This window comes from Hoylesella buccalis ATCC 35310 (assembly GCF_000177075.1).
Taxonomy (GTDB): Bacteria; Bacteroidota; Bacteroidia; order Bacteroidales; family Bacteroidaceae; genus Prevotella; species Prevotella buccalis.
In genome coordinates, this window is the sequence record NZ_ADEG01000046.1 from 19,888 (window position 1) to 44,444 (window position 24,557).

The following is a 24,557-nucleotide window of genomic DNA, read 5'->3' on the forward strand; positions in this document are numbered from 1 at the left end:
GTTTGTACAATGTCATTGACTTTGGCCTCCAATCTCCATGACTTTGCGTGTCAATCTCAATGAGTTTGTAACTATCTCACTTTCAGTGTGATGATGGTCATGGTTGCCAGGATGATGGTGATGATCCAAAAGCGAATGGTGATTTTCGACTCGTGTACGGCCGAATGAGGTTTTCTGATGAGGTATTTGCAGTCGGGATCCAGTTGCGAATCCTGCGTGCGGAAGTTGTCATGGATGGGCGTGCGCTTGAAGATGCGTTGCTTCACCCCTTTGCGTTTGCCCATTTTGTAATAATATACTTGCAACATAACGCTCACACTCTCCACAAAGAAGATGCCGCAAAGGATGGGCAGCAACAGTTCTTTATGAATAATCACTGCGCAAACGCCAATGATGCCGCCGATGGTTAGCGAGCCCGTGTCGCCCATGAACACCTGCGCGGGGTAGGCGTTGTACCACAAGAAACCGATGAGGGCACCCACGAAGGCGCACATAAACACCACCAGCTCTTGCGAACCTGGTATGTACATGATGTTGAGGTACGAGGCAAACTCGATGTGCGAGCTGACATAGGCCAGGATGCCCAGTGCCACGCCGATGATGGCCGAATTGCCTGCGCACATGCCATCCATGCCATCGTTGAGATTGGCACCATTCGAAACTGCCGTCACCACGATGATGGTCATCACGACAAACAATATCCAACCGGCCGCTGTCTTGTATTTGCCACACCAACGCATTACGCCCGCGTAATCCAAGTTGTGCCCTTTGACGAACGGAATGGTGGTTTTGAGCGACTTGCGCGCATCGGTTCGGTGCTTGATAACCATTTCCTTTCCTTGCTGTTCGATGGCTAAATTTTCGTTAATCTTCACATCCGGCGACGACCAAAGTACCAGTCCGACAATCAATCCGATGCCCACCTGTCCCACAATCTTGTACTTTCCTTTCAGTCCTTCTTTGTTTTTGCGGAATATCTTGATGTAATCGTCCATGCCACCGAGGAACCCCAGCCAAAGGGTTGTCACGACCATCAGGATGAGGTAGATGTTTCTGAGTCGGCCCAAAAGCAGCACGGGGATGACAATGGCGGCAATGATGATGACACCACCCATGGAAGGAACGCCAATCTTGTTGACGCCAAAGGGGTCGATGGAGGCGTCGCGCTGCGTCTCGGTGATTTGTTTCTTGCGCAGGTACTTGATGAATCGCTCACCAAACCAGGCCGAGATGACCAGCGAAAAGATGAGGGCAAGCAAGGCTCTGAAGGAGATGTAGCCCCATACGTGAGCCCCCGAGATGCCGTATTGTTCTAAGAATCTGAAAAGATAGTATAACATGCTGTGTGCTGTTTATTATGTTGTTCAATGACGATGTTACTGGGCAAAAATGTCGCGCAGCACTTCCTTGTCGTCAAAATGATGTTTCACGCCCTTGATTTCCTGATACGTTTCGTGTCCTTTGCCTGCAACAAGAATCACGTCTTGCTTCTGTGCCAGCATGCAGGCCGTGCGGATGGCCTCCTTACGGTCGGCGATGGTTAGCACCTTTTTCTGGTCTTGCGCATCCAAACCCGCCAGCATGTCGTTGATGATGTCTTGTGGATCTTCAAAACGAGGGTTGTCACTGGTGATGATAACCTTGTCACTGAGCTGCACAGCCTGCTTCGCCATGAGTGGACGCTTGCCCTTGTCACGGTTGCCACCGGCACCACAAACGGTGATGATATGCCCCTTTCCGTCAACCTCGTGTATGGCCAACAGCACATTTTTCAATGCGTCGGGCGTATGAGCGTAGTCTACGATGGCCGTAAACCCTTCGGGCGACTGCAACGTGTCCATGCGGCCGTTGACGGTGTGCAAGGTGCTCATGGCGATGAGTGTCTCTTCGCGTTGCTTGCCCAGCATGCGTGCGGCACCGTAAACGGCTAGCAGGTTGCTGACATTGAACTTGCCCGTGAACTGTACACCAACCTCCTGACCGTCAATCGCCAGGTACATTCCCTGAAAATGGCATTCGATGATGCGCGCTTTGAAGTCGGCCATCGACTGGATGGAGTAGGTCTTAACGCTGGCTTTGGTGTTCTGCACCATCACCATGCCGTTCTTGTCATCAGCGTTGGTGATGGCAAAAGCCGACTTGGGTAGGCCGTCAAAGAATGATTTCTTGGCGTTGCGGTAGTTCTCGAAGGTCTTGTGATAATCCAAATGGTCGCGCGTGAGGTTGGTGAAGATGCCTCCCGTGAAGGTAAGTCCGCCGATTCGTTTCTGTGCAATGGCGTGTGACGAACATTCCATGAATACGTATTCGCAGCCAGCAGCCAGCATCTTGGCTAACAATTCGTTGAGTTCAATAGGATCGGGGGTGGTGTGGTCGGCAGGAATCTCCTGCCCTTCGATAAAATTGCAGACCGTAGAAAGCAGTCCACACTTGTGACCTAACTTTCTGAATAGATTATATAATAAGGTGGCAACGGTGGTCTTTCCGTTGGTACCTGTGACACCTACCAGCTTGAGGTGTTTGGAAGGGTCGCCAAAAAAGCGGGTGGCAACTTTCCCTACTTCATCTTCTGTCGATTTCACCACCGCGTAGGTGACGTTTGGTTGTGGCTGTTGTGGCGCTTCTTCACATAAGATAGCGGCGGCTCCCAGCTCTATCGCTTTGGGTATGTATTGATGACCGTCCACCTGTGTGCCCTTGATGGCTACGAATAGGTTGCCCTCTTTTACTTTGCGGGAATCGATTTCCACGCCTGTGATGTTGACATTGGCTTCGCCGATGACGGCGGATGTCTTGATGCCCTTAATCAATTCACTGAATGTCATATAGGTAATTTCTTATAAATGTTACTGTGGTGTATTGCTAAATCTATTGCAATGTCAGGTGACATACATCGCCTTTCTTGATGCTATGGCCTGGTTCCAGACTCTGACTGATAACCTTTCCACGTCCGTCAAGCTTGACTCTGACGCCTCTGCTCTCCAAGATATAGACGGCATCACGCGCCCCCATTCCCTCCACATTGGGGATGAATTTGTGGCCATGCACCTTTACTTTCCTGAGTTTGACAACCGTATTGTTCTGTATTTCAGCTGAACCCCAGATGGGATTGCCCTTGGTGTATGAGCCAGACCAATCTTGATTGGCATTGATTCCCAAGTGACTGAGCACGTAGTTGGCTGCGAGGACATTGCCATTTTTTACATCTGGCAACAAAATCGATGTTGAATCTTTGGCATCTTTAACGTCAAGTTTAAGGTCTTGGGCCATGATACCCTCTGAAATGTGATGAAACACAACACCACTCATGCCACCTCCTGATGCGGGAAGTCCCGACTTCTGGATGCAAACAATGCAGCTGTATCGAGGCTTGTCGGCGGGGAAATAGCCGGCAAAGCTCAGCAAATAGTTGGTTCGTCCTACCTTATATCCACCCGAACCCTGTGAGATTTGTGCCGTACCCGTCTTGCCGGCCACCTTGAAAGATGGTGATCCGGCTTTCTTGCCCAATCCTTGGCTGACCACATGTTCAAGAATGGTTTGAATTTCACCAAGCGTTTTGGGCTTGCATATCTGTGAGCGGAGTACCTTGGGTGGAAACTCTATTAACACTTCTCCATTTTTCACCACCTTTTTTACAAAGCGCGGTTGCATCATCTTGCCGTTGTTGGCGATGGCATTGTAAAACGTGATCATGGAAATGGGTGGAATTTGTGTTTCGTAACCAATACTCATCCAGGGCAAAGCAGTCTTGCTCCAGTTGAGCCATTGGCCGCGTTTGTTTTTCTTGGGCAGACGGATAACAGCTGGAGACGAACCCACTAACGGAATATTCAGGTTGTCGGCCAGCCCCGTTCGATAGATTCCTCGTACGAATTTCTCGGGCTGATCTTTATAATTGTCGTCGATAATGCGGCTGATACCGATGTTGGAGCTGTATAGAAGAGTCTGTGGAAGCGTTAACAAACCATAGCCGCCCCTACGCCAGTTGTGGTCTTTCATGTGTCTGCCATACATCGGCCAAACGCCACCAGCAGTCTCTACTCTGGCCGTGGTGTCCACAACACCGTCATCAAGTGCTGTCATAATCGAGGCAACTTTAAACACAGATCCAGGTTCCAGCAGGTCGCTAACGGCATGATTCTTTACTTCTCGGTATTCACCATCAAAGCATTTCTCCATGTTGACGATGGCCTTGATGTCACCAGTAGCCACCTCCATGACCAGTGCCACGCCAACATTTCCGTTGATTTTCTTCAACTCGTCGATGACAGCTCTTTCCGCAAGGTCTTGCATGCCAACGTCAATGGTTGTGACAATGTCTGCCCCATCGACAGGAGGTGTGTCCATGATGTCAAGAAACTTATTGAGCACCTTGCGACGATGCACGATGCCGTTCTTTCCGCGGAGGATGGAATCGTAGGACAACTCAAGTCCAAATCGAGCCGTGTCTTTAGCTCCATACATGGCACCCACGGTTCTTCCAGCTAGCGAACCATAGGGGCGTTGTCGCGCGTTGAATTCTTCGTAGTGGAAACCACTGGAATATTTAGAAAGATTGAACAACGGCAACGCTTTCACATCTGTAAAAGTATTGTAGTCGATGCGCTTTTTCCAAATGGGCCAATGGCGGCTTTGTTTCTTCCTTCCCTCTTCCAACTCGGCTCTGAATGCACTGGCAGGCTTTTCTGGAAAGATGGTTGCCAGACCTTGACAGATAGAGTCAATCTTCTCATCCCATAGTGTGTCGGTTTTTGACTCATGTAAGGTTTTGAAGTCCATGTACACCTTAAACTCGGGTAATGAACTTGCCATGAGTTCACCATTGCTGCTAAGAATGTTGCCTCGCATAGGTTTGATGTCTACACTGTCGCGCTTTACGCGATTGGCCACTTTGGTCCAATAGTCGCGCTTGGCTGTCATGATGTAGATTGTTTTACCAACCACGGCAAGTGCTATCAGTGTCATCATGATGGCGAGGGCACTGTAGCGAGGCATTATCTTTTTATAATCAAACTTATTCATTCTGCAGGAACGGTGATGATGTAAGGTGGTTGGTTTGCTATTTTGAGGACGCTGTCCTTATTGTTCTTTAACATTTCGAGCACGTTGCTTTCTCTGCTCTTTTCCGTCAGTTGACTACTGGTAGACAGTGCTTTGTATCTGGCATCTTGCAACTCTTTCTGTAACTGGTCAATTTCAATGAGGTGTTGCTGCACGCTGTATCGGTTTGAAATGTAGATGATGATGAAAAAAGTAATGAGCAGTACGACCCAGATTTGCTTGCGGATGGTGGAAGTAGTCAAAATGTCTCCACCAAGAATCTTCTTCAATGTGAAATTCTTGGACAGTGGAGCCTCTCCTTCTCTGGCTTGCTCTAGGATGACTTCCTTGAGTGTAGGACCCTCATCTGCAACTTCCTTTTGGTTGTTCGCAGATTCTTCCGGTTGTTTTCCTTCTGAAACCGACAAGATGGGTTTTGATTCTTTGTCAATATCTTCTTTTTTCATTACTTCTTTTCAGCGATTCTTAACTTCGCACTTCTGCTTCTTGGGTTTCGTTGCTGCTCATCCTCTGCTGGCACAATCACTTTTTTGTTGATTAGTGAGAAAGGAGTTGTTATCTTTCCGAAAAAGTCCTGCGTCATTTTTCCCTCCACATTGCCAGTCTTCATCATATTTTTGACAATCCGATCTTCCAGAGAATGGTAAGTGATGACAGACAATCTGCCTCCTGGTCGAAGTAGTTGCTTGGCACCTTCAAGCATTTCTTTTAGGGATTCCATCTCGTGATTCACCTCGATGCGCAGGGCTTGGAACAGCTTAGCCATGTCTTTCTTCTCTCGTTCTCTCTTGAACAGAGGTGCTGTGGCTTGAATGAAGTCCTGTGTGGTCACAATCATCTCTTCGGTTCGCGCTTTCACCAGGAGCGAGGCGATGCGTCGAGCGTTTTTCAATTCTCCATAGAGGTAGAACACATCGGCAAGGCGTTCTTCGCTGTATGTGTTTACAACGTCGGCAGCTGTGATGCTCGCTGTCTTGTTCATGCGCATGTCGAGGGGTGCGTCGAAGCGGAAAGAGAACCCCCGACTTTCGTCATCAAAATGATGACTGGATACGCCTAGGTCAGCTAACAGTCCGTCAATCTGCTCTATTTCGTAGTATCGCATCCAGTTCTTGAGGTATCTGAAGTTTGAACGTACAAACGTAAAATTGTCTTGTTGCAGCAGTTCATTGCCCGCTTGAGGGATGTTTTTCTCTGCATCCAGATCTTGATCGAAGCTGAATAAGTGGCCATTTTCCCCCAGTTGGCGCAGAATCTGCATGGAGTGGCCACCGCCTCCGAAGGTTACATCCACGTAAATCCCATCGGGCTGGATGTTCAACCCCTCAACGCTCTCTTGTAAGAGAACCGGCACATGGTATGTTTCTGCTGTCTTGATGCTCATTTTTATTCAGTCTCTTTGGTTGGCTCTGCGCCTTTGCTCATGATTTCTTGCAGGGCCTTGCCGAACTCCTCCGGCTGCATGAAAGGTTTCTCTGTCACGTCGTTGCACCACATCTCTATGGTGTCGTCCATGCCAATGAATTTCACAGCTTGTTCGATATTTGCCATTTTTAGGTAACGTTTCGGTATCAATAAACGTCCATTGGCGTCGAGTGACAACAGCTCAACGTCGGAAACAAACTGACGGAAGATGAGCTGTTCTTGTGCATTCCAGCGTGAAAGGCGTCTTCTTAAGGTGTCTAACTGTGCGTTCCATACTGATTCAGGATAGAGGGTGAGGCACGATTGGAACACGTCCTTCCGCAGAACGAGGCTCTCTTCGCCTGCTGCTTGCAGTACCTTCCTGAACGTTGCCGGCAAGAACACTCTGCCCTTGGCGTCTATCTTTGCTTCTATATTTCCTAAAAATCGCATGTGTACCTCTTTATATGCATATCGATATTTGTTGTCAAAGATACATATTTTTCCCCACATTTCCCCACTTTCATACATAAAATGATGAGAAAATTGTATTTTTAGTTTATTTAACGTATTTTATTCTCTACAACTTCTCGATTCGATGGCTTCAACTTAACTCAGATCAATCGTTCAAAATGATATCTGTAACATCCATGAAACACCTGTTTCGTCGTGTGACAACGGTATAACAGATTAGATAATTTTTGAACATTTTTGCATAAAAAAGCGGCATAATACAAAAAGTTATGTTATTTTTGCAAAGAAAGTTTTTTGACCTAAATGAGTGACGTAACAAAGAAAACCATAGACATCGATGACATCTTGCGCAGTAAACTAGGCGACAAGGCTAAATATGTTCCACATTTTGCAACCCGTTGGCTCAAGAAGATTACCCATCAAGATGAAGTGAATCAATTTCTTTGGGAAAGCAAAGACTTGACAGGAGTCGATTGGCTTGAAGCGTGTGTCCAATATCTGGATGCCTCTTTGGAGGTCAAAGGTAGGGAAAATTTGCCGAATCCACAAGATGGTCGACTATACATCTTCGCATCAAATCATCCGCTAGGTGGTGCTGACGGGGTCGCTTTGGGCGCTATTATCGGCCGACATTATGGTGGCCGCATCAAATACCTGTTGAATGATTTGTTGATGAACCTGCCGGGACTGCGCCCTTTAGGCATCGGCATCAATAAAACTGGTAAACAAAGTCGCAATTTCCCCGCAATGGTGGATGCGGCCTTCCAAAGTGACAACCACATCATCATGTTCCCAGCCGGCCTCTGTTCACGTAAAATCAATGGTCAAATTCGTGACATTCCCTGGAAGAAAACCTTCATTACCAAGAGTGTTGAATATCAGAGAGACGTGGTACCCATTCATTTTGAGGGGCGAAACTCAGACCGGTTTTATCGTATCGCCAATATCTGTAAGGCCCTGAAATTAAAATTTAACGTGGCGATGCTGTTCTTAGTTGATGAAATGTATCGCAACAGACACAAGACATTCCGCGTTACGATAGGCAAACCGATACCTTGGCAGACCTTTGACAAGCGTAAGAATGCGCAGCAATGGGCGCAGTATGTACAAAATAAAGTATACCAACTGCAACCAACACAAACAGCTGAATAGAGATAACTGAAATATCAATCAAGCGTTGAGAGATCTTATTTGAGAGAATCCCATACTCGCAATGAATGGTCCTTCTTCGTCAATCCTCTAAGAAACCATGCAAGAAGAGATTATCCAGCCCATCGATAGGGAGCTGTTGAAAGCTGAATTGACGCCTGAGAAGCGGCTCCGGATGACGAACAAAAGCCACAACAAAATTTTCGTGGTCACAGCCCATGACTCACCCAACGTGATGAAGGAGATTGGACGATTGCGCGAAATTGCCTTCCGTACCGCTGGCGGAGGCACCGGAAAGTCCATGGATATCGATGAATTTGATACCTGCGACAACTGTTACAAGCAGCTGATTGTGTGGAATCCCGATGCGGATGAAATCATCGGAGGCTATCGGTATCAGTACGGTTCCAACTGGGAATTGGACGACAATGGGCAGCCTAAGTTGGCCACCAGCCACCTTTTCCATTTCTCCGATAAGTTTCTTCAAGACTACATGCCCTATACCGTAGAGCTGGGAAGGTCTTTCGTGGCGTTGGAATATCAAAACGTGCGCCGCAACACCAAAAGCATCTTCGCCTTGGACAACCTGTGGGATGGTCTCGGTGCACTGACCGTTCTCAATCCTAATCTCAAGTATTTCTTCGGTAAGATGACGATGTACCCTTCTTATATCCGCAGGGGACGTGACATGATACTTTATTTCTTGAAGAAGCATTTTGATGATAAGGATCATCTTATCGTGTCGAGAAATCCTTTGGAGTTACAGGAAGATCCCAAAGAATTGGAAAAGTTGTTCTCTGAAACGGATTTCAAGTCAGATTACAGAATCCTCAACAGAGAGATACGGCAATTGGGATACAACATCCCTCCCTTGGTTAATGCCTACATGGGGTTAAGTCCTACGATGAAACTGTTTGGCACTGCCATCAACAATGGGTTCGGTGATGTGGAAGAAACGGGAATCCTGATTTCGGTAGACGAGATATTGGAGGACAAACGTGTACGACATATCGATAGTTTCATCAAGGAGCATCGCGAGTCGCTTGAAATCACTTCGGGTGTCAACAACATCATTTATAAGGAAAACAACAACAAGTCATAAGCAGCCAAAAGTTACAATTGGTAGTGACTGGCATGCGCATGCTTGTTCATCTGCACCATCTTCAATAGTCAGAATTTGCATGATTCAAACAGTAGGAGGTGGCGTATACATTTAGCTAATTCACTATTATTAACTAACAAGAACCAACAGACATGAGAAAAATTTCAATGGCATTACTGGCTTTCGCCGGCATTTTTGGCATGATGTCCTGTACGAAAACTGACAATGCAACAACAGAAGACCTGACAAACTATGTAGAGCCACGCATCGGAACGGCGCACTGTCGTTATTTCCACATGGCTCCCGGTGCCTTACCTTTCGGCATGGCTAAGCCCGGGCCATCAACCAATGGACATTATGGGAATAAATCTGGCTGGGAGGCTACGGGTTATGATTATCGTGACACCAGCATCGAGGGATTCCCCTGCCTGCACGAATTCCAGATTGGAGGCATCACGTTGATGCCCACCGTGGGCAAATTGTTCACCGTACCTGGCGACACTGCCATGACGGACGAGCGTAAAGGCTACCGCTCACGCTTCTCGCACGATGATGAAGTGGCCACGGCTGGCTACTACTCTGTGCTACTCAAGGACTACAATGTCACGGCCGAAATGACGGCCACCACGCGTGTTGCCTTCCAGCGTTACACCTTCCCGGCCAGCAAGGAGAGCCGCATCCTCTTTGATATCGGTAACCGCCAGGGCGAAAGTGGTGCCGTAAAGGATGCCTCAGTACAGATTAAGGATAACGGAACCGTTGTCGAAGGCTGGGTGATCACCCTGCCTGAGTATGTAAAGAAATACCAGCCGGGCGCCGAAGTCCCCTTGTATTTCCATGCCGTTGTCGACAAGAAACCTGTTGGGGTAGGTACTTTCAACGGCGAAACCGTTAAAGCTGACTCGCTGTCCACTACGGGTTTGGGCGCGGGTGCTTATCTGACGTTCGAGACAACTGATCAGGAAAAGATTACCGTAAAGGTGGGTGTGTCCTACACTTCGGTGGAGAATGCCCAGAAGAACCTTGAGGCTGAGGCGCAGGACTTGGCTTTTGACGAGGCTAAGGAGCAGTCGCATGAGGCTTGGAATGAGCATTTGAGTCGCATTGCGGTTGAAACAACGAACAAGGATGATAAGGTGAAATTCTACACAGGATTGTATCATGCCATCTTGGGTCGTGGTATTGCCAGTGACGTAAACGGCGCTTACCCCAAACACGATGGTACCGTTGGCCAAATTGAGATGAAGGATGGCAAACCTGCTTTCAACCTCTACAATACCGATGCCATGTGGGGAGCACAGTGGAATCTCAACCAAGTGTGGATCATGGCCTATCCCGAGCACATGTCCGACTTCATCAGCAGTCATCTTCAGGTATACAAAGACAGTGGATGGTTGGGCGATGGACTGGCCAATAGCCGTTATGTATCGGGCGTAGGAACCAATCAGTTGAGCTTGATGATTGCAGCGGCTTATGCTTGTGGAATCCGTGATTTCGATGTTAATCTTGCCTACGAGGCCTGCCGCAAGAACGAGTTGGATGGTGAGAACCGACCATTTGGTGCAGGAAAGACCGATACCAAACTCTTTGTAGAACACGGTTATGTGCCTCACCAGGACACGGGTGAAGGATCAGACGAAATGTTCATGTTCTCTGCTTCGCACACCTTGGAGTATGCTTTTGGCGCATGGGCTACCGCACAGATGGCCAAGGCATTGGGAAAGACAGACGACTATAAGAAGTTGATGGATCTTTCCAAGGGCTGGGAACGCATCTATGACACGTCAACCAATTTTGTTCGTCCGAAGAAGGCCGATGGCAGCTTCATTGAGAATTTTGACCCAATACAAGTATGGCGCGGATTCCAGGAAGGCAACGCTTGGCAGTATACGTTCTATGCGCCGCACGATGCCAAAGCGTTGGTGGCTAAGGTGGGTGCCGAAGAGTTCAACAACCGTTTGGATAGCATCTTCACCCAATCGCAGAAGCTCATCTTCAGCGGTGGTACCGAGGTGGGTGCTTTCGCTGGATTGAAGACGCTTTACAACCAAGGCAACCAGCCTTGTCTGCACATCTCATGGATGTTCAACGAGGCTGGCAAGCCATCGCACACCCAGAAGTGGGTGCGTGCCATCTTGGACGAGTTCTATGGTACAGATGGTATTCATGGCTACGGTTACGGACAGGATGAGGACCAGGGTCAGTTGGGTGCTTGGTTCGTACAGTCGTCTATCGGTATGTTCGATGTCAAGGGACTCACAGCCGAGCAACCGTCCTTTGGTTTAGGTAGTCCTTTGTTCGACAAGATTACCATTCGTCTGAACAAGGATTATTATAAGGGTGACAAGTTTGTCATCAACGTGAGCAACAACAGCAAGGAGAATATCTATGTGCAGGAATACAAGCTCAACGGAAAGACGCTCGACAGCACTTACTTGCCGTTCGCAACCTTCACCGAGGGCGGCACACTGGATGTGACCATGGGCAATACGCCTAAGGACAAGTATTAAAATAGACTTCATTCGACGCACCGCAAAGGCGGTGCGTCGCCGTAATCGAAGCGTGCCAGCCCCTTGATTAGCCAGGGGTAGGCACGCTTTCCTCATGCTGCCCAAGTTGCCCTGTATCGGAAGTGTAGCTGTTTACCTGGCTTCGTCAACTTCGTCAGAACAATTTTGCCTCTACAGGGCGTAGTTCTTCAACGTGCACCTATGAGGGTGTATCAAACAAATCACAAATGAAGAGAACCGCCTTTGAAAAAAGTATTTCGGTAATTCAATTACCGAAAAGGCGACTTAGTCACTTCTAAACGACTAAGATAAGTGACTAAGATAAAGCCCGCACGTACTTTTGATTTCTACTGTTGGGCTTTTCAGGTATTGTCATTTCAAGAAATCCATTCTCTATCAAAGGGTCGATATATCGACTTTTAGCGTTGTTACGGTGCTTTAGTCCCAAGTGCGCCATAATCTCCGTGAGACTTCTGGGGCGTTCACAGAAAGCCAAAACCTCGTTCATCGTTTCTGTTGACTTAGTCGCTGACTTAGTCACTTTTTCTCCGTCAGTGACTAAGTTAAGTGACAAAGATGGTTGCACCATCACTTCGAAAGCTGTAATTTTACTTACATTGAAGACAGGTTCTGGATTTCCGTTGTCTCTTAGCATGGTTTTGACACGCTGAATGCCTCGATTGAACATATTCACGTATTTCATTCCACGCATAGCTTCAGCGATGATAGGGTTTCGATAATCGTTGACTGTTGGAAAGTTTTCAGGACGAGCTTCCCCATACAAGCCTCCTGCATTGAGAATTTCAATCCGATTACTAAACTGGTATATTCTGATAGGCATGTTAGACTGATAGTCACGATGCATACAGGCATTCATCAGCAACTCCCGAAGTGCTAACTCAGGGTAGTTAAACACAATCTGTTCTCGCAGCATACTCACAGGCATCGGACGTGCTGTGACGATAGCATCTTTCACAAAGCTTTCCAGCTTAGGAAGTATTGAACACAGACTGCCACGAATCTGTCTTTCGTTAAGAATCTCACTTCCTGTGTCCTCTCCTGCGAAATGCACATATTGAACATAACAACCATGCAGGAAGAAAGAGGCATTTTTCCCGAAAAGAATAATGGCGGCATTTGTAGGGCAATCGTTGGCAATGTCATAAAGATGGATTGCTGCTAATTGTTCTTGTAAAGACCGATTATCCGTCATCAGGATATCAGTGTCTATTATCTGTGGGAGATATTCCTGCTTTATAAACTGGACATCAATATCCTTTAGTGATGAACCGAAACAAGGCATGGCATCGAATGAAGCCATATAAGATGTCCTTTTTTCCAAAAGCACTCTTTCTTCTGACTCCGTGGCAATATCCCGACGCGGTCCTATACGTATAAAGGTGCGTCCACGATAACGAACCGGCGGAATCAAAGCGGGTGACACCTCTACAACAAGCAAATCGCCTTCATCAAACTCAAACTTTTCTACAGACATAATCGGCAAAGGAAGTATATTGCCGTCAGAACGAATCCCCGCTATTTTCTTCATCAAGGTATCATCTACCCTTAGCCCAGATAAAGTTCCATTGTCATGAGCGCCTAAAATAAGATAACCTTTTTTCCGACAGTTCGGTAAATCATTTGAAAATGCACAAATAGCCTCCTGAAACTTATCCATGTCGCCTGTAGAAATTGTACGCTCTATTCTGTAGGTTTCTGTGCTGCGTAAAAGTTCAAGAACTTCATCTTTTGTTACCATATCCTTTACTGTATATTCTCATTAAATTTCAAGCTGTCAAGCATCGGGACGGAATTCGTCTTGCCCATTCTTACAGGTAAATTCTGCCGTAAAATGGAAGGTGTTATTGTTAGGATGCTCAAAATTAAGAATTTCATATCATAACTGCAAGCAAAAAAGGTTATTATTGAACAACATTGATATTTTCTTGTATTTGGAGTATTTTTCGTTAGCTATAGCGTATCTTTATGACACAAATCAAGGTGTCTATGCCCTGCCGCTGCAAGGTCAATGGGTTTGCCAAGCAAGGTCAATGCTATTGGCAGTCAAAGTCAATGTGTTTGACGGTCAAAGTCAATGCTTTTGTAAGGGATTCTATATCAGTGTGTTGTAAAGGATGTTTGCAGAGTGGGCAGCGAGTCGTGATACTTCCGGCATCAGATAACTGGTAGGGAGATTCCGTTAATCTTCTGATAGATGTCCAAGGCATACACATCGGTCATGCCGCTGATATAGTCAATCACGGCCATGATGCGCGTTTCAAGGTCAGGACTTTGTATGTCGTACTGGCTACTGAATCGCCGCATGAGCTGTTGCGAATAGAAACGGTCGGGATTGACGGCCGCCTCGATGAGCGTCTGCATAAGTGTCTGCATGATTTTATAACCCGCCAGCTCCACATCCAGCACGGGTTTGCTGTGGTAGATGCGCTCGTACGACAGTTCTGCGCATTGCCTGTAAGCCTTACGCTGTAGCTCACTGATGTGGTCGATGAGCGAGCCTTGTAGCGTACCGTCCAGTATCGCTTCCTCGTTTGCCACGAAGGCTTCCACGCATTCGTTAACCAGTTTGCCCACAGCCGAGGCCCGCATATACACCACCTTTTCGTTGTTGTCGGTCACGCCCTCGTCTTTGATGCGTTGTCGGATGTGATCTTGCATCTCTGGGGCAAAGAAATTCATGAGCAAATGCTCTGTTTCTTCGTATGAGAGAATCTTGAGTTTATGGGCGTCTTCAATGTCCATGATCTCGTAGCAGATATCATCCGCAGCCTCAACCAGATAAACCAGCGGGTGACGTGCATACCGTAAGGGTTGGTGTGGTTCAGAGAGTTTGTTAATTTCCAGTTCTTCTGCCACCTTGACGTAGGTGTCTTCTTCGGATGAGAAGAAACCAAATTTTCGGTGACTCCCTGCCAGACTGCTGGCAAATGGATATTTCACGATGCTGGCCAGGGTGGAGTAGGTCATCACGAAGCCGCCTATTCGCCGACCGTTGAACCGGTGCGTAAGCAGTCGGAAGGCGTTGGCGTTACCTTCGAAGTGGGTGATATCGTCCCAGAATCGTTCTCTTACGCGCTCCTGCAAGTAGGTTCCGGCACCCTCGGTGAAGAAGGTTTGGATGGCTTTCTCGCCGCTGTGTCCGAACGGAGGGTTGCCCATGTCGTGTGCCAGACAGGCCGCACTGACGATGGTTCCTATCTGTTCAAACGTCGTTCCACGCAGTTCGGGATGCTTCTCGCACAGTTGTGCAGCTACGTCATTGCCCAGCGACATGCCCACCGAGGCCACTTCCAACGAGTGGGTGAGGCGGTTGTGCACGAAGATGGAACCGGGTAGGGGAAACACTTGCGTCTTGTTCTGCATGCGTCTGAACGGTGCCGAGAAAATAAGACGGTCGTAGTCGCGTTTAAACTCCGACCGGTCGTCATGACGTTCGGTGTGCTTGAGCTCTTGTCCAAGCCTTTTGTTGGAAATTAATTTTTGCCATTTCATAACGCAAAAGTAGTGGAAATTTGCGTAATTTGGTTCTTTTTAATAGTAATAATGCCACTTTATGGCGATTATTCCTTATTTTTGCACATTATTGAATAGTTATGATACAGATAAAAGTCATCAATAAAGGTCATCAGCAGTTGCCTGCTTATGCCACCAGTCAGAGTGCAGGAATGGATTTGAGAGCCAACCTTGAGGCTTCCATCGTGTTGAAGCCGATGGAACGAAAGCTGGTGTCTACGGGGCTTTTCATCGCTCTTCCAGAGGGATTCGAGGCTCAGGTTCGGCCTCGTAGCGGGTTGGCGTTGAAGCATGGCATCACGGTACTCAACACGCCTGGCACCATAGATGCCGACTATCGGGGCGAGGTGATGGTGCTGTTGGTGAATTTCTCGCAGGAAGAATTTGTTATTCGCGATGGTGAGCGCATTGCCCAAATGGTGATAGCACGACACGAACAAGGGCATTTCGTCGAAGTGGAGGAGCTGGATGAGACCGAACGTGGAACGGGAGGCTATGGCCACACGGGTGTGAAATAGGCAAGCGTCAATATGATGAAGCAAAACTTGAAAATTAGTTTGAATCACATTCTTTGCTGTTTGCTTGTGGGCTGGATGCTGATGAGCTTGGCCTTGCCAGCTTGGGCACAGGAGCCAGAAGGCAAACCGCTGACCGAAGCGGATTTGAAGAAAATGCTGTTTGAGGACAAGCAGTCACAATACCACTATCTCTTCCTTGAGGCTGTTAGTCAACTGAATGCAGGTAAGCTGGAGTTGGCAGATAGTTTACTGCACCAGTGCTTGACCCTCCATCCACAGGGAGCCGAAGCTTATTATGCGCAAGGGCGCTTGTTGGCCCAACAAAAGAAAGATACGCTGGCACTGGAGAAGTTCGAGAAGGCGGCTGCCTTGCAACCGGAAAACAGTCATTACCAAGAGCGGGTGGCGCAATATTACATCGGAACGGGTGCTTTCGACAAGGCCATCGCCGCCTACGAGCGTCTGTATGAAAACAATCATCAGCGCACGGATGTGCTCAGCATCTTGGGACAGTTGTACAATCAGCAGAAAAATTACGACAAGATGCTTTCTGTTTTGGAGCGTATCGAGCAGGCTGAAGGAACCAATGAGGAACTTACGCTTTCGAAAATGAGCGTTTATGAGATGATGGGTGATAAGGAATCGGCTCGCAAAACCTTGCAACAACTGGCCGACAGTCATCCCAATGACGTGAACTACAGGGTGATGTTAGGCAATTGGCTCATGCAGCATGGCGGACAAAAGAAGGCTTATAAACTGTTCACCCAGGCCTTGGAAGAGGAACCCGATAACGGCTTTGTGTTGGCTTCGCTATACGATTATCATAACCAGGTGGGTGACAAAGAGAAGGCTATCGCGCTGAGAGACCGCATCTTGATGAGTAAGGACACGGAGATTCAGACCAAGATGACGATGCTACAGCAAGTGATTCGGGACAATGAAGACCACAAGGGCGACAGTACAGAGGTGCTCAATCTGTTTAAGCGCATGATGAAAGTTCATCCCAAAGATGCTGACATCGCTTCCTTAGCAGCCGCCTACATGAGTTTGAAGAAGATGCCGCAAGACACGGTGATGGCAGCCTTGCAACACGTCATTGACATTGCGCCCGACAACTCGCCTGCTCGTTTGCAGTTGTTGCGCATGTATCTGCCTGGAAAAAACTGGAAGAAAATCATTGCCCTTTGTGAAGAAGGCGCGCAGTTTACGCCCGACGAGATGGCTTATTACTACTACATGGCTTGGGCCCATGTGCAGCAAGACGAGCAACCCAAGGCCATTGATGCCCTTAAACGCGGCGTGAGTACCATCAACGACAAGAGCGATACCGAATTGGTGAGCGAGTTTTATTCCATGATGGGCGATTTGTTGCACCAGCAAGGCGACCAACAGGGGGCTTTTGCGGCCTACGACAGTTGTCTGCAATGGAAGGATGACAACATTGCCTGCTTGAACAATTATGCTTATTTTCTAAGTGAAGATGGTCAGAATTTAAAGCGGGCAGAGCAAATGAGTTATAAAACGGTAACGGCATCGCCTAACAATGCGACGTATCTGGACACCTACGCTTGGATACTGTTCATGCAAGAGCGATACACCGAGGCAAAGTTATACATTGATCAGGCGCTGAAGAATGATACCGATTCCGTGCAAAGCGCCGTCATCATTGAGCATGCCGGGGATATTTATGCCATGAATGGAAACATCGATCAGGCGCTGAAATATTGGCAAGAGGCCTTGAAACTAGCCTCAAAAGATGATCAAGCCCTGATTGAACGGAAGATTAAACAGAAGAAATACATCAAGAAATGAATAAAATACTCCATGGGGTTTTGACCGTGTGCGCTGTCTTGTTGCTGGCATCTTGTGCCTCCAAAAAAACTGTTGTCAAGGAACCCTTGCCAGGAAAAGAACCTCATACAAGTGCTGTCAAGCCCGGTATTGCCGAGGATATGCAAGAGCTGGCTTTCGTGCAGCGTGTGTATGATAATCAGGTATACGCGCAAAACATCGTTGGGAACATGACGTTTAGTCTTACCCGAGGTGGCAAAAGGATTTCTGCGCCAGGCTCTGTACGCATGCGGAAGGACAAGGTGATTCGTCTGCAAGTGTTCATTCCCTTTTTGGGGACAGAGGTGGGACGGATTGAATTCACCCCCGATGGCGTGCTTATCATAGACCGTATGCACAAAGAGTATGTGCGAGCCGACTATCGTGAGTTGGATTTCTTGCGCGATAATGGTCTGACATTCTACAGCTTGCAGGCACTCTTCTGGAATCAGTTGTTGGTTCCCGGGAAAGAAAAGGTCAGCGAATCAGACCTGAAGTCGTTCGATGTGCGCCTGTCGCCCATGGGTGAAACCGTACCATTGTTGCTGAAAAAGGGCAGCATGGAATATCGTTGGAATGCCCATAGAACCAATGGACGCATCTTGTCTACCGTGGTTTCCTACCAAAGTAACAAACACGGGAAGTCAACCTTGACTTGGAATTACGACAATTTTAAGGCCGTTGGTGTGAAACAGTTTCCTGCCAAGCAGGTGTTCTCCTTCATGACCACGGCTACTAAGACACCGCAACAAGGCCAAGTAACCATCGACATGAATGATGTACAGACAGACAGCAATTGGGAAGAGCGTTCCACGGTCTCTAGTCGGTACAAGCAGATGGATGTAAAGGCGGTTTTAGGCAAACTTTTAAACAAGTAAATGAAACGTTATTTAATTATACTTCTAGCATTAATTTTGACGGTTTCGCTGCCGGCACAGAAGAAACGTACGCCCACGAAACAGCGAGCAAGAACCACAAAGACCACGACCAAGAAGAAAAAAGCAACCAAGAAAAAGTCGACAAAGACAGTTCGATATTCCAATTCATCCATCAAAGGATTGGAAAGTCAGCGCAGTCAGATTCAGAAGAAGATTAAGCAACAGGAAAGAGCGTTGCGTACCAACCAGTCGGATGTGAAGAAAAGGTTGCAAGATTTGATGATTCTCAACACGGCGATTAACGATCGACAGAAAAATATCGACAGCATTGAGGCCGACATTCATCATTTGAATGGGAATATAGATATCATCAAGTCGCAGCTGCAAACGCTGCAAACACAATTGGCGGAGCGCAAACAAAAGTACATCAAGTCGATGGCCTACATGACGCGCAGCCATACCATACAGGACAAAATCATGTTTATCTTCTCGGCGAAGAACTTTGCTCAGATGTACCGTCGCTTTCAGTTTGTGCGCGACTATGCCACTTATCAACGCGCACAGGGGGAAGGCTTGAAAGCTAAACAGGCGCAGGTGGAAGAAAAACATGTACAATTGCAGAATGCTAAGGGAAGGAAAAATAATCTGCTCTATCAGGGAAGGAAAGAAAAACAAACCCTCGAGGGACAGCAGGTGGAACAGAAGCAGATGGTTAGCAACCTGCAAAAGCAGCAGAAAACCATTCAAAACGTTATTGCCCAGCAGCGCAAGAAAGATGCTGCGCTCAACGCCCAGATTGATAAGTTGGTTGCCATCGAGGTGGCCAAAGCCAAGGCTCGAGCAGAAGCTGAGGCCAAACGGAAGGCCGCACTAGCAGAGGCTGCACGCAAAAGAGCAGCCGAACTGGCACGAAAGAAGGCCGAAGCCGAGGCCGCCGCCCGTGAGAATGCGCGTAGGATAGCTGAGGCCAAAGAGCGTGAGGAGCGCTTGAAAGCCGAGGCACGTGCTGCCGCAGCCGCCGCAGAGAAGGCTCAACAGGAGAAGTCGGCTGCTCAGGCAAAGGCGGCAGCTGAGACTAGATTGGCCGCAGAGCAAACCGCTCGCGAGGCTCAAGCAGCCCGTGAGGCTGCCGAGCGCAAGGCTGCCAGTGACGCAGTGCGCAACAGGGAGACCATCGCCAGGGCGCAGAAGCGCGCTGATGAGAGTCTTAAGATGAGTTCGGTAGATCGTATGCTGTCAGGAGGGTTTGAGGCTAATCGCGGACGTTTGCCCATCCCGATTACTGGTGGGTACCGCATCGTGAGCCATTTTGGGCAGTACAATGTGGAGGGATTGAAGAATGTAACGCTTGATAATAAAGGTGTTAATATCCTCGGAAGCCCCGGTTGCAAGGCACGGGCTATTTATGACGGCGAGGTGAGTGCCGTGATGTCTTATGCAGGAACGACGGTGGTGATGGTTCGCCATGGCTCGTATATTTCAGTGTATTGCAACTTGGGGTCGGTTAGCGTTTCTCAAGGACAGAAAGTAAAGACCCGTCAAGTGCTTGGAACTGTCGGACGGGATAACATTTTGCAGTTCCAATTGCGTAACGGGACAGCCAAACTCAATCCCGAGTCGTGGCTGGGTAGATAGCTCCGAGCGCCTTGTGCGGCAGCATCCATCAGTCGCCATGGAGCGGTTTTGTGTGTGGATTGAAGGCTGGCCGTGAATAAAAAGCTAACCCGAAAAAACATAGAGATGAATAAAAATCAGATTGCAACCAGGATAAATAATAAGGTATTAGAACCCGTAAGACTGTTTATGGGGCAGGAGAAGTCGGGCGGCATCGTGCTGGCCATCAGCGTTCTGTTGGCCATGGTGTTGGCCAATACGGCTCTAGGGCCAAGCTATCACGACTTTTTCCAACAGACATTTGGGTTCTTATGGAATGGTGATTCGTATTTTAATTTCACCCTTCACCACTGGATTAACGATGGACTGATGTCCGTGTTCTTCTTCCTGGTGGGGCTGGAACTGAAGCGCGAGTTTATTGCTGGCGAGCTGGCCGACTTACGCAACACGGTTTTGCCAATAGGAGCTGCTGTGGGAGGTATGCTGATTCCTGCGGCGATTTATCTTTCGCTCAACGCTGGTACAGAAGAGGCGGTGGGATGGGCCATACCCATGGCAACCGATATTGCTTTCGCCCTGGGCGTGGTTAGCTTGTTAGGTAGTCGCGTGCCATCATCCGTCAAGGTGTTTCTAACAACTTTGGCTATTGTTGACGACCTGGGAGCCGTCATCGTGATAGCCTTGTTCTATACCTCGGAAATATCTGTGCTTAATGTGTTATTGGGTTTGGGCTTTCTGTTGCTGATGTTCGTCGGCAACAAGTTGGGGGTGAAGAACCTGTTCTTCTACGCCCTGCTGGGCATTGCCGGCGTGTGGGTTTGTTTCCTCCTGTCGGGTGTTCATGCCACCATCGCAGCTGTACTGGCTGCCATGACCATCCCCGCAGATTCGGAGATTGATGAGAATGCATTCCTGCATCGTGTGCGAAAGCTGACCAGACGATTCGACAAGGCCGAGTCGAATGACGTGAGGACGCTCGAGAAAGAGCAAGTGGAGATACTGGCTCATATCCAGAAAGACACCACCACTGCCATTCCTCCCCTGCAGTTGATAGAGCATCATCTGAACCCAATCGTAACGTTTATCGTGCTACCCGTCTTTGCTTTTGCCAACGCTGGTGTAAACTTGGTGGACATCGATTGGTCAGCAGTGTTTGCTACGAATATTACCATAGGGGTTGCGCTGGGACTTTTATTGGGAAAACCATTGGGAGTGGTAGGCATTTCCTGGTTGTTGAATAAGTTTGGTTTTGCAAAAACGCCAGCAGATATGTCAAATCGTCGATTGATGGGCCTGGGCTTCCTGGCATCTATAGGCTTTACGATGTCGATGTTCGTCTCAACTCTTGCCTTTCAAACGGAGATGATGCTCACGCAAGCAAAGATTGGTATCTTCATGGCTTCAATCCTCGGTGGACTCATTGGCTACAAGTTATTGAAATCATCGAGCAATAAAAATTAAGGGAGCCATTTCTTGGAAAATGAATCAATTTGTCGTACCTTTGTGATTACAACATATAAATTTTTTCTATCTTATGCAAACAAGACATCACCTTTCCGTACTGATACATGAACAAGCAAAGAAATATGGTTCGCGTGATGCGCTGACCTTTCGTAGCTTTGGCAGTTTGAAGTGGAAGACTGTTTCTTGGAAGCAGTTCTCTTTGCGTGTGAAACAGGTGTCTAATGCGTTGATTGACTTTGGATTGAAACCACAAGAAAAAATCGGTGTGTTTGCACAAAACTGCCTCCAGTATCTGTATACAGATTTTGGTGCTTATGGGGTTCGGGCCGTTTCCATCCCTTTGTATGCTACCAGCAGTGAGCAGCAGATACAATATATAATAAACAACGCACAGATACGCTTCCTCTTTGTTGGCGAACAAGAACAGTATAACAAGGCACATCGTGTGTTTTCGCTATGTCCTACACTCGAGCGAATTATCATTTTTGATCACAGTGTTCGATTGAGTGCGTACGATACAAATGCTATTTATTTTGAAGACTTTATTAGATTAGGTGAGAATCTGCCACATCAATTGGAGGTAGAAAAACGATGGACAGATGCCAATGATGAGGATATTTGCAACATTCTGTATACCAGTGGAACCACAGGAGTAAGCAAGGGCGTGGTATTGACCTACGGTCAGTACGACGCAGCCATGGAAGCAAATGGAAAAAGTGTGCCTGTTGGTGAGGAAGACCGTGTAGTGAGCTTTCTGCCCATTACGCATATTTTTGAACGGGGTTGGTTGTATTTGTGTCTAACGGCAGGTGCCCACGTCATTATTAACACGTATCCCAAAGAAATACAACAGACCATGCGTGAGGTGAAACCTACCGCTATGTCGGCCGTTCCTCGCTTTTGGGAGAAAGTTTATATAGCGGTGAAAGAGCGCATTGATAGTGCTAATCCCGTACAAAAGAAACTTTTCAACAGGGCATTGGCCGTTGGAAAGAAATATAATATCGACTATTTGAGTAAAGGAAAACGACCTCCTTTTGCCTTGTCTGCAGAATATCAAGTATATAATAAGAGTGTCATGGCATTGGTTCGCAAACAAATTGGTTTGCAGAACCCACACTTCTTTCCAACAGCGGGTGCTTATGTTTCACCGGAAGTCGAAGAGTTTGTCCATTCCATTGGTATCTACATGATGGTTGGGTATGGTCTCACCGAGAGCTTGGCCACCGTTTCTTGTGATCGTATGGACAGGCCATACACGGTTGGCTCGGTAGGTAGACCGGTTGATGGTATTCAGATTAAGATAGGAGAGAATAATGAAATCCTGCTCAAAGGGCCTACCATCACCAGAGGATATTATGAACTGCCCAATGCAAATGCAGCAGCTTTTGATGAGGATGGGTTCTTCCATACGGGCGATGCAGGCTACATGAAAGACGGAGAGCTGTACTTGACAGAGCGAATCAAGGATCTGTTCAAGACGAGTAACGGAAAATATGTCGCACCACAGATGGTGGAGGCGATGCTCTTGGTAGACAAATATGTGGACCAAGTGGTTGTAATCGCTGACCAAAGAAAGTTTGTTTCGGCATTGATTGTACCAGAGTTCAGGCTCTTGGAAGAATATGCCAGCGATCACGGTATCGCCTATGTGGATAGAGAAGATTTGTGTGAAAATAAACAGATCAAGGACATGATGATGGAACGCATCAAGACTCTACAGCAGTCGTTGGCCCACTATGAGCAAATCAAGCGATTCACTCTTCTTCCTCACCATTTCAATATGGAGCGTGGGGAATTGACGGATACATTGAAAATCAGACGTCCAGCCGTCTATAAAATCTACAAGGACGTCATTGACAGCATGTACGAAGAATAATGATAACAAGCGACCAGTTAAAAGATGTGATGGAGCGTGCTGAAGCCCTTCATCGGTATTTGAACATAGACCAGAAAAAAGTAGAGTTCGAAGAAGAACAACTACGCACACAAGCGCCTGATTTTTGGGAAGATCCTAAGCGGGCCCAAGAACAGATGATTAAGGTCAAGGGTATTGAGAAGTGGCTCGTTGGTTATCAGCAGGTGCGTCAGTTGGCTGATGAATTGGAGTTGGCATTCGATTTCTATCGTGATGAAATGATTACTGAAGACGAGTTGGATGCCGACTATGCCAAGGCTGTTGCCGCCATAGAGCATCTGGAAATGAAGAACATGCTCCGTCAAACCGAAGATCCCATGGACTGTGTGATGAAGATTAACTCGGGAGCAGGCGGTACAGAAAGTCAGGATTGGGCACAAATGCTCATGCGTATGTACATGAGATGGGCCGAGGCTCATGATTACAAGTGTACCATCAGTGATATTCAGGACGGTGATGAGGCTGGCATCAAGAGCGTGACAATGAAGATAGAAGGTGGCGAATATGCCTATGGATATTTGAAGAGCGAGAACGGAGTGCATCGCTTGGTGCGCGTTTCTCCATTCAATGCCCAGGGTAAGCGTATGACCAGCTTCGCCAGTGTCTTTGTTTCACCCCTGGTGGACGATACCATTGAGGTGTTTGTTGACCCTGCTCGTGTGTCGTGGGATACCTTCCGGTCGAGTGGTGCAGGCGGACAAAATGTGAACAAGGTGGAGTCTGGCGTTCGTCTTCGCTATCAATACGAAGATCCTGACACGGGAGAGGAAGAAGAAATTCTGATTGAAAACACCGAAACACGTGACCAACCAAAGAACCGAGCCAAGGCCATGCAGCTCTTGAAGAGTCAACTTTACGACCGTGCCATGAAAAAACGGTTGGAGGCGCAAGCTAAAATTGAGGCTGGAAAGAAGAAGATAGAGTGGGGAAGTCAAATCCGAAGTTATGTTTTTGACGACCGTCGTGTGAAAGATCACCGCACCAATTATCAGACAACCGATGTAGACGCAGTGATGGATGGTAAGCTGGATGAGTTTATCAAAGCTTACCTCATGGAATTTCCAGTTGCGGATGAGAATGACTAATCAACCTTTAAAA

General features: G+C 47.6%; 18 protein-coding genes and 1 pseudogene. 10 read left to right on the forward strand and 9 right to left on the reverse strand.

Annotation, left to right across the window (positions count from 1 at the left end):
* Positions 1–71: 71 nt before the first annotated feature.
* The 6 genes from HMPREF0650_RS05440 to mraZ are packed head-to-tail and all read right to left on the reverse strand — an operon-like array spanning position 72 to position 6,921.
* Positions 72–1,340 carry a phospho-N-acetylmuramoyl-pentapeptide-transferase gene (locus HMPREF0650_RS05440; protein WP_004348984.1) on the reverse strand — a complete coding sequence of 423 codons (1,269 nt, stop codon included), beginning with the start codon at positions 1,338–1,340 and terminating at the stop codon, positions 72–74.
* A gap of 36 nt (positions 1,341–1,376) precedes the next feature.
* Positions 1,377–2,825, reverse strand: coding sequence for a UDP-N-acetylmuramoyl-L-alanyl-D-glutamate--2,6-diaminopimelate ligase (locus HMPREF0650_RS05445; RefSeq protein ID WP_004348986.1), 1,449 nt, complete (start codon positions 2,823–2,825; stop codon positions 1,377–1,379).
* 43 nt (positions 2,826–2,868) lie between these two features.
* Positions 2,869–5,025, reverse strand: a complete 2,157-nt coding sequence (locus tag HMPREF0650_RS05450) for a PASTA domain-containing penicillin-binding protein (RefSeq protein ID WP_040562566.1) — start codon at positions 5,023–5,025, stop codon at positions 2,869–2,871.
* On the reverse strand, positions 5,022–5,510 hold the full coding sequence (locus HMPREF0650_RS05455) for an FtsL-like putative cell division protein (RefSeq protein WP_004348989.1): 489 nt from the start codon (positions 5,508–5,510) through the stop codon (positions 5,022–5,024). Before HMPREF0650_RS05455 ends, HMPREF0650_RS05450 begins: the two co-directional genes overlap by 4 nt.
* Entirely contained in the window at positions 5,510–6,448 is a 939-nt protein-coding gene (rsmH, locus tag HMPREF0650_RS05460; protein ID WP_004348990.1) for a 16S rRNA (cytosine(1402)-N(4))-methyltransferase RsmH, read from the reverse strand. The genes HMPREF0650_RS05455 and rsmH overlap by 1 nt, the downstream gene beginning before the upstream one ends.
* Positions 6,449–6,450: 2 nt before the next feature.
* Positions 6,451–6,921: a division/cell wall cluster transcriptional repressor MraZ gene (gene mraZ, locus HMPREF0650_RS05465; RefSeq protein ID WP_040562574.1), complete on the reverse strand. Its 471-nt coding sequence runs from the start codon at positions 6,919–6,921 to the stop codon at positions 6,451–6,453.
* Between the two features lie 324 nt (positions 6,922–7,245).
* Between mraZ and glsA the strand changes: the two genes are divergently transcribed.
* The 3 genes from glsA to HMPREF0650_RS05480 all read left to right on the forward strand — a co-directional run bounded on the left by glsA (position 7,246) and on the right by HMPREF0650_RS05480 (position 11,703).
* Entirely contained in the window at positions 7,246–8,094 is an 849-nt protein-coding gene (glsA, locus tag HMPREF0650_RS05470; protein WP_004348992.1) for a lyso-glycine lipid O-acyltransferase GlsA, read from the forward strand.
* A 97-nt stretch (positions 8,095–8,191) separates the two neighbouring features.
* Positions 8,192–9,193 (forward strand): glycine N(alpha)-acyltransferase GlsB, encoded by a 1,002-nt coding sequence (gene glsB, locus HMPREF0650_RS05475; RefSeq protein ID WP_004348993.1) that lies wholly within the window; start codon positions 8,192–8,194, stop codon positions 9,191–9,193.
* A gap of 152 nt (positions 9,194–9,345) precedes the next feature.
* The gene (locus HMPREF0650_RS05480; RefSeq protein ID WP_040562569.1) at positions 9,346–11,703 is read left to right on the forward strand and encodes a GH92 family glycosyl hydrolase; all 2,358 of its coding nucleotides are present in this window, start codon (positions 9,346–9,348) and stop codon (positions 11,701–11,703) included.
* Positions 11,704–12,019: 316 nt separating this feature from the next.
* Here HMPREF0650_RS05480 and HMPREF0650_RS05485 read toward each other — a convergent pair whose 3' ends face one another.
* From HMPREF0650_RS05485 to dgt, 3 genes and pseudogenes are all read right to left on the reverse strand, one after another.
* On the reverse strand, positions 12,020–13,462 hold the full coding sequence (locus HMPREF0650_RS05485) for an RNA/DNA-binding domain-containing protein (RefSeq protein ID WP_004348995.1): 1,443 nt from the start codon (positions 13,460–13,462) through the stop codon (positions 12,020–12,022).
* A 42-nt stretch (positions 13,463–13,504) separates the two neighbouring features.
* A pseudogene (locus HMPREF0650_RS13715) lies at positions 13,505–13,585 on the reverse strand (hypothetical protein); the annotation flags it as partial.
* Positions 13,586–13,878: 293 nt separating this feature from the next.
* Positions 13,879–15,216, reverse strand: coding sequence for a dGTP triphosphohydrolase (gene dgt, locus HMPREF0650_RS05490; RefSeq protein ID WP_004348997.1), 1,338 nt, complete (start codon positions 15,214–15,216; stop codon positions 13,879–13,881).
* 101 nt (positions 15,217–15,317) lie between these two features.
* Between dgt and dut the strand changes: the two genes are divergently transcribed.
* From dut to prfB, 7 genes are all read left to right on the forward strand, one after another.
* Entirely contained in the window at positions 15,318–15,755 is a 438-nt protein-coding gene (gene dut, locus HMPREF0650_RS05495) for a dUTP diphosphatase (protein ID WP_004348999.1), read from the forward strand.
* Between the two features lie 12 nt (positions 15,756–15,767).
* Positions 15,768–17,567 carry a tetratricopeptide repeat protein gene (locus tag HMPREF0650_RS05500; RefSeq protein ID WP_309545638.1) on the forward strand — a complete coding sequence of 600 codons (1,800 nt, stop codon included), beginning with the start codon at positions 15,768–15,770 and terminating at the stop codon, positions 17,565–17,567.
* A complete protein-coding gene (lolB1, locus tag HMPREF0650_RS05505; protein ID WP_004349001.1) occupies positions 17,564–18,463 on the forward strand; it encodes a lipoprotein insertase outer membrane protein LolB1 in 900 nt (299 codons plus the stop codon). The genes HMPREF0650_RS05500 and lolB1 overlap by 4 nt, the downstream gene beginning before the upstream one ends.
* Positions 18,464–20,098, forward strand: a complete 1,635-nt coding sequence (locus tag HMPREF0650_RS05510; protein ID WP_004349002.1) for a peptidoglycan DD-metalloendopeptidase family protein — start codon at positions 18,464–18,466, stop codon at positions 20,096–20,098.
* A 105-nt stretch (positions 20,099–20,203) separates the two neighbouring features.
* The gene (nhaA, locus tag HMPREF0650_RS05515; protein WP_040562575.1) at positions 20,204–21,538 is read left to right on the forward strand and encodes a Na+/H+ antiporter NhaA; all 1,335 of its coding nucleotides are present in this window, start codon (positions 20,204–20,206) and stop codon (positions 21,536–21,538) included.
* Between the two features lie 73 nt (positions 21,539–21,611).
* Positions 21,612–23,420 (forward strand): AMP-dependent synthetase/ligase, encoded by a 1,809-nt coding sequence (locus HMPREF0650_RS05520; protein WP_004349005.1) that lies wholly within the window; start codon positions 21,612–21,614, stop codon positions 23,418–23,420.
* The gene (gene prfB / locus HMPREF0650_RS05525; protein WP_004349006.1) at positions 23,420–24,544 is read left to right on the forward strand and encodes a peptide chain release factor 2; all 1,125 of its coding nucleotides are present in this window, start codon (positions 23,420–23,422) and stop codon (positions 24,542–24,544) included. Before HMPREF0650_RS05520 ends, prfB begins: the two co-directional genes overlap by 1 nt.
* Positions 24,545–24,557 lie beyond the last annotated feature (13 nt).

Coding starts and splice junctions, on each gene's coding strand:
- HMPREF0650_RS05440 (WP_004348984.1), bottom strand. CDS start 1,340: ATGTTATACTATCTTTTCAGATTCTTAGAACAATACGGCATCTCGGGG.
- HMPREF0650_RS05445 (WP_004348986.1), bottom strand. CDS start 2,825: ATGACATTCAGTGAATTGATTAAGGGCATCAAGACATCCGCCGTCATC.
- HMPREF0650_RS05450 (WP_040562566.1), bottom strand. CDS start 5,025: ATGAATAAGTTTGATTATAAAAAGATAATGCCTCGCTACAGTGCCCTC.
- HMPREF0650_RS05455 (WP_004348989.1), bottom strand. CDS start 5,510: ATGAAAAAAGAAGATATTGACAAAGAATCAAAACCCATCTTGTCGGTT.
- rsmH (WP_004348990.1), bottom strand. CDS start 6,448: ATGAGCATCAAGACAGCAGAAACATACCATGTGCCGGTTCTCTTACAA.
- mraZ (WP_040562574.1), bottom strand. CDS start 6,921: ATGCGATTTTTAGGAAATATAGAAGCAAAGATAGACGCCAAGGGCAGA.
- glsA (WP_004348992.1), top strand. CDS start 7,246: ATGAGTGACGTAACAAAGAAAACCATAGACATCGATGACATCTTGCGC.
- glsB (WP_004348993.1), top strand. CDS start 8,192: ATGCAAGAAGAGATTATCCAGCCCATCGATAGGGAGCTGTTGAAAGCT.
- HMPREF0650_RS05480 (WP_040562569.1), top strand. CDS start 9,346: ATGAGAAAAATTTCAATGGCATTACTGGCTTTCGCCGGCATTTTTGGC.
- HMPREF0650_RS05485 (WP_004348995.1), bottom strand. CDS start 13,462: ATGGTAACAAAAGATGAAGTTCTTGAACTTTTACGCAGCACAGAAACC.
- dgt (WP_004348997.1), bottom strand. CDS start 15,216: ATGAAATGGCAAAAATTAATTTCCAACAAAAGGCTTGGACAAGAGCTC.
- dut (WP_004348999.1), top strand. CDS start 15,318: ATGATACAGATAAAAGTCATCAATAAAGGTCATCAGCAGTTGCCTGCT.
- HMPREF0650_RS05500 (WP_309545638.1), top strand. CDS start 15,768: ATGATGAAGCAAAACTTGAAAATTAGTTTGAATCACATTCTTTGCTGT.
- lolB1 (WP_004349001.1), top strand. CDS start 17,564: ATGAATAAAATACTCCATGGGGTTTTGACCGTGTGCGCTGTCTTGTTG.
- HMPREF0650_RS05510 (WP_004349002.1), top strand. CDS start 18,464: ATGAAACGTTATTTAATTATACTTCTAGCATTAATTTTGACGGTTTCG.
- nhaA (WP_040562575.1), top strand. CDS start 20,204: ATGAATAAAAATCAGATTGCAACCAGGATAAATAATAAGGTATTAGAA.
- HMPREF0650_RS05520 (WP_004349005.1), top strand. CDS start 21,612: ATGCAAACAAGACATCACCTTTCCGTACTGATACATGAACAAGCAAAG.
- prfB (WP_004349006.1), top strand. CDS start 23,420: ATGATAACAAGCGACCAGTTAAAAGATGTGATGGAGCGTGCTGAAGCC.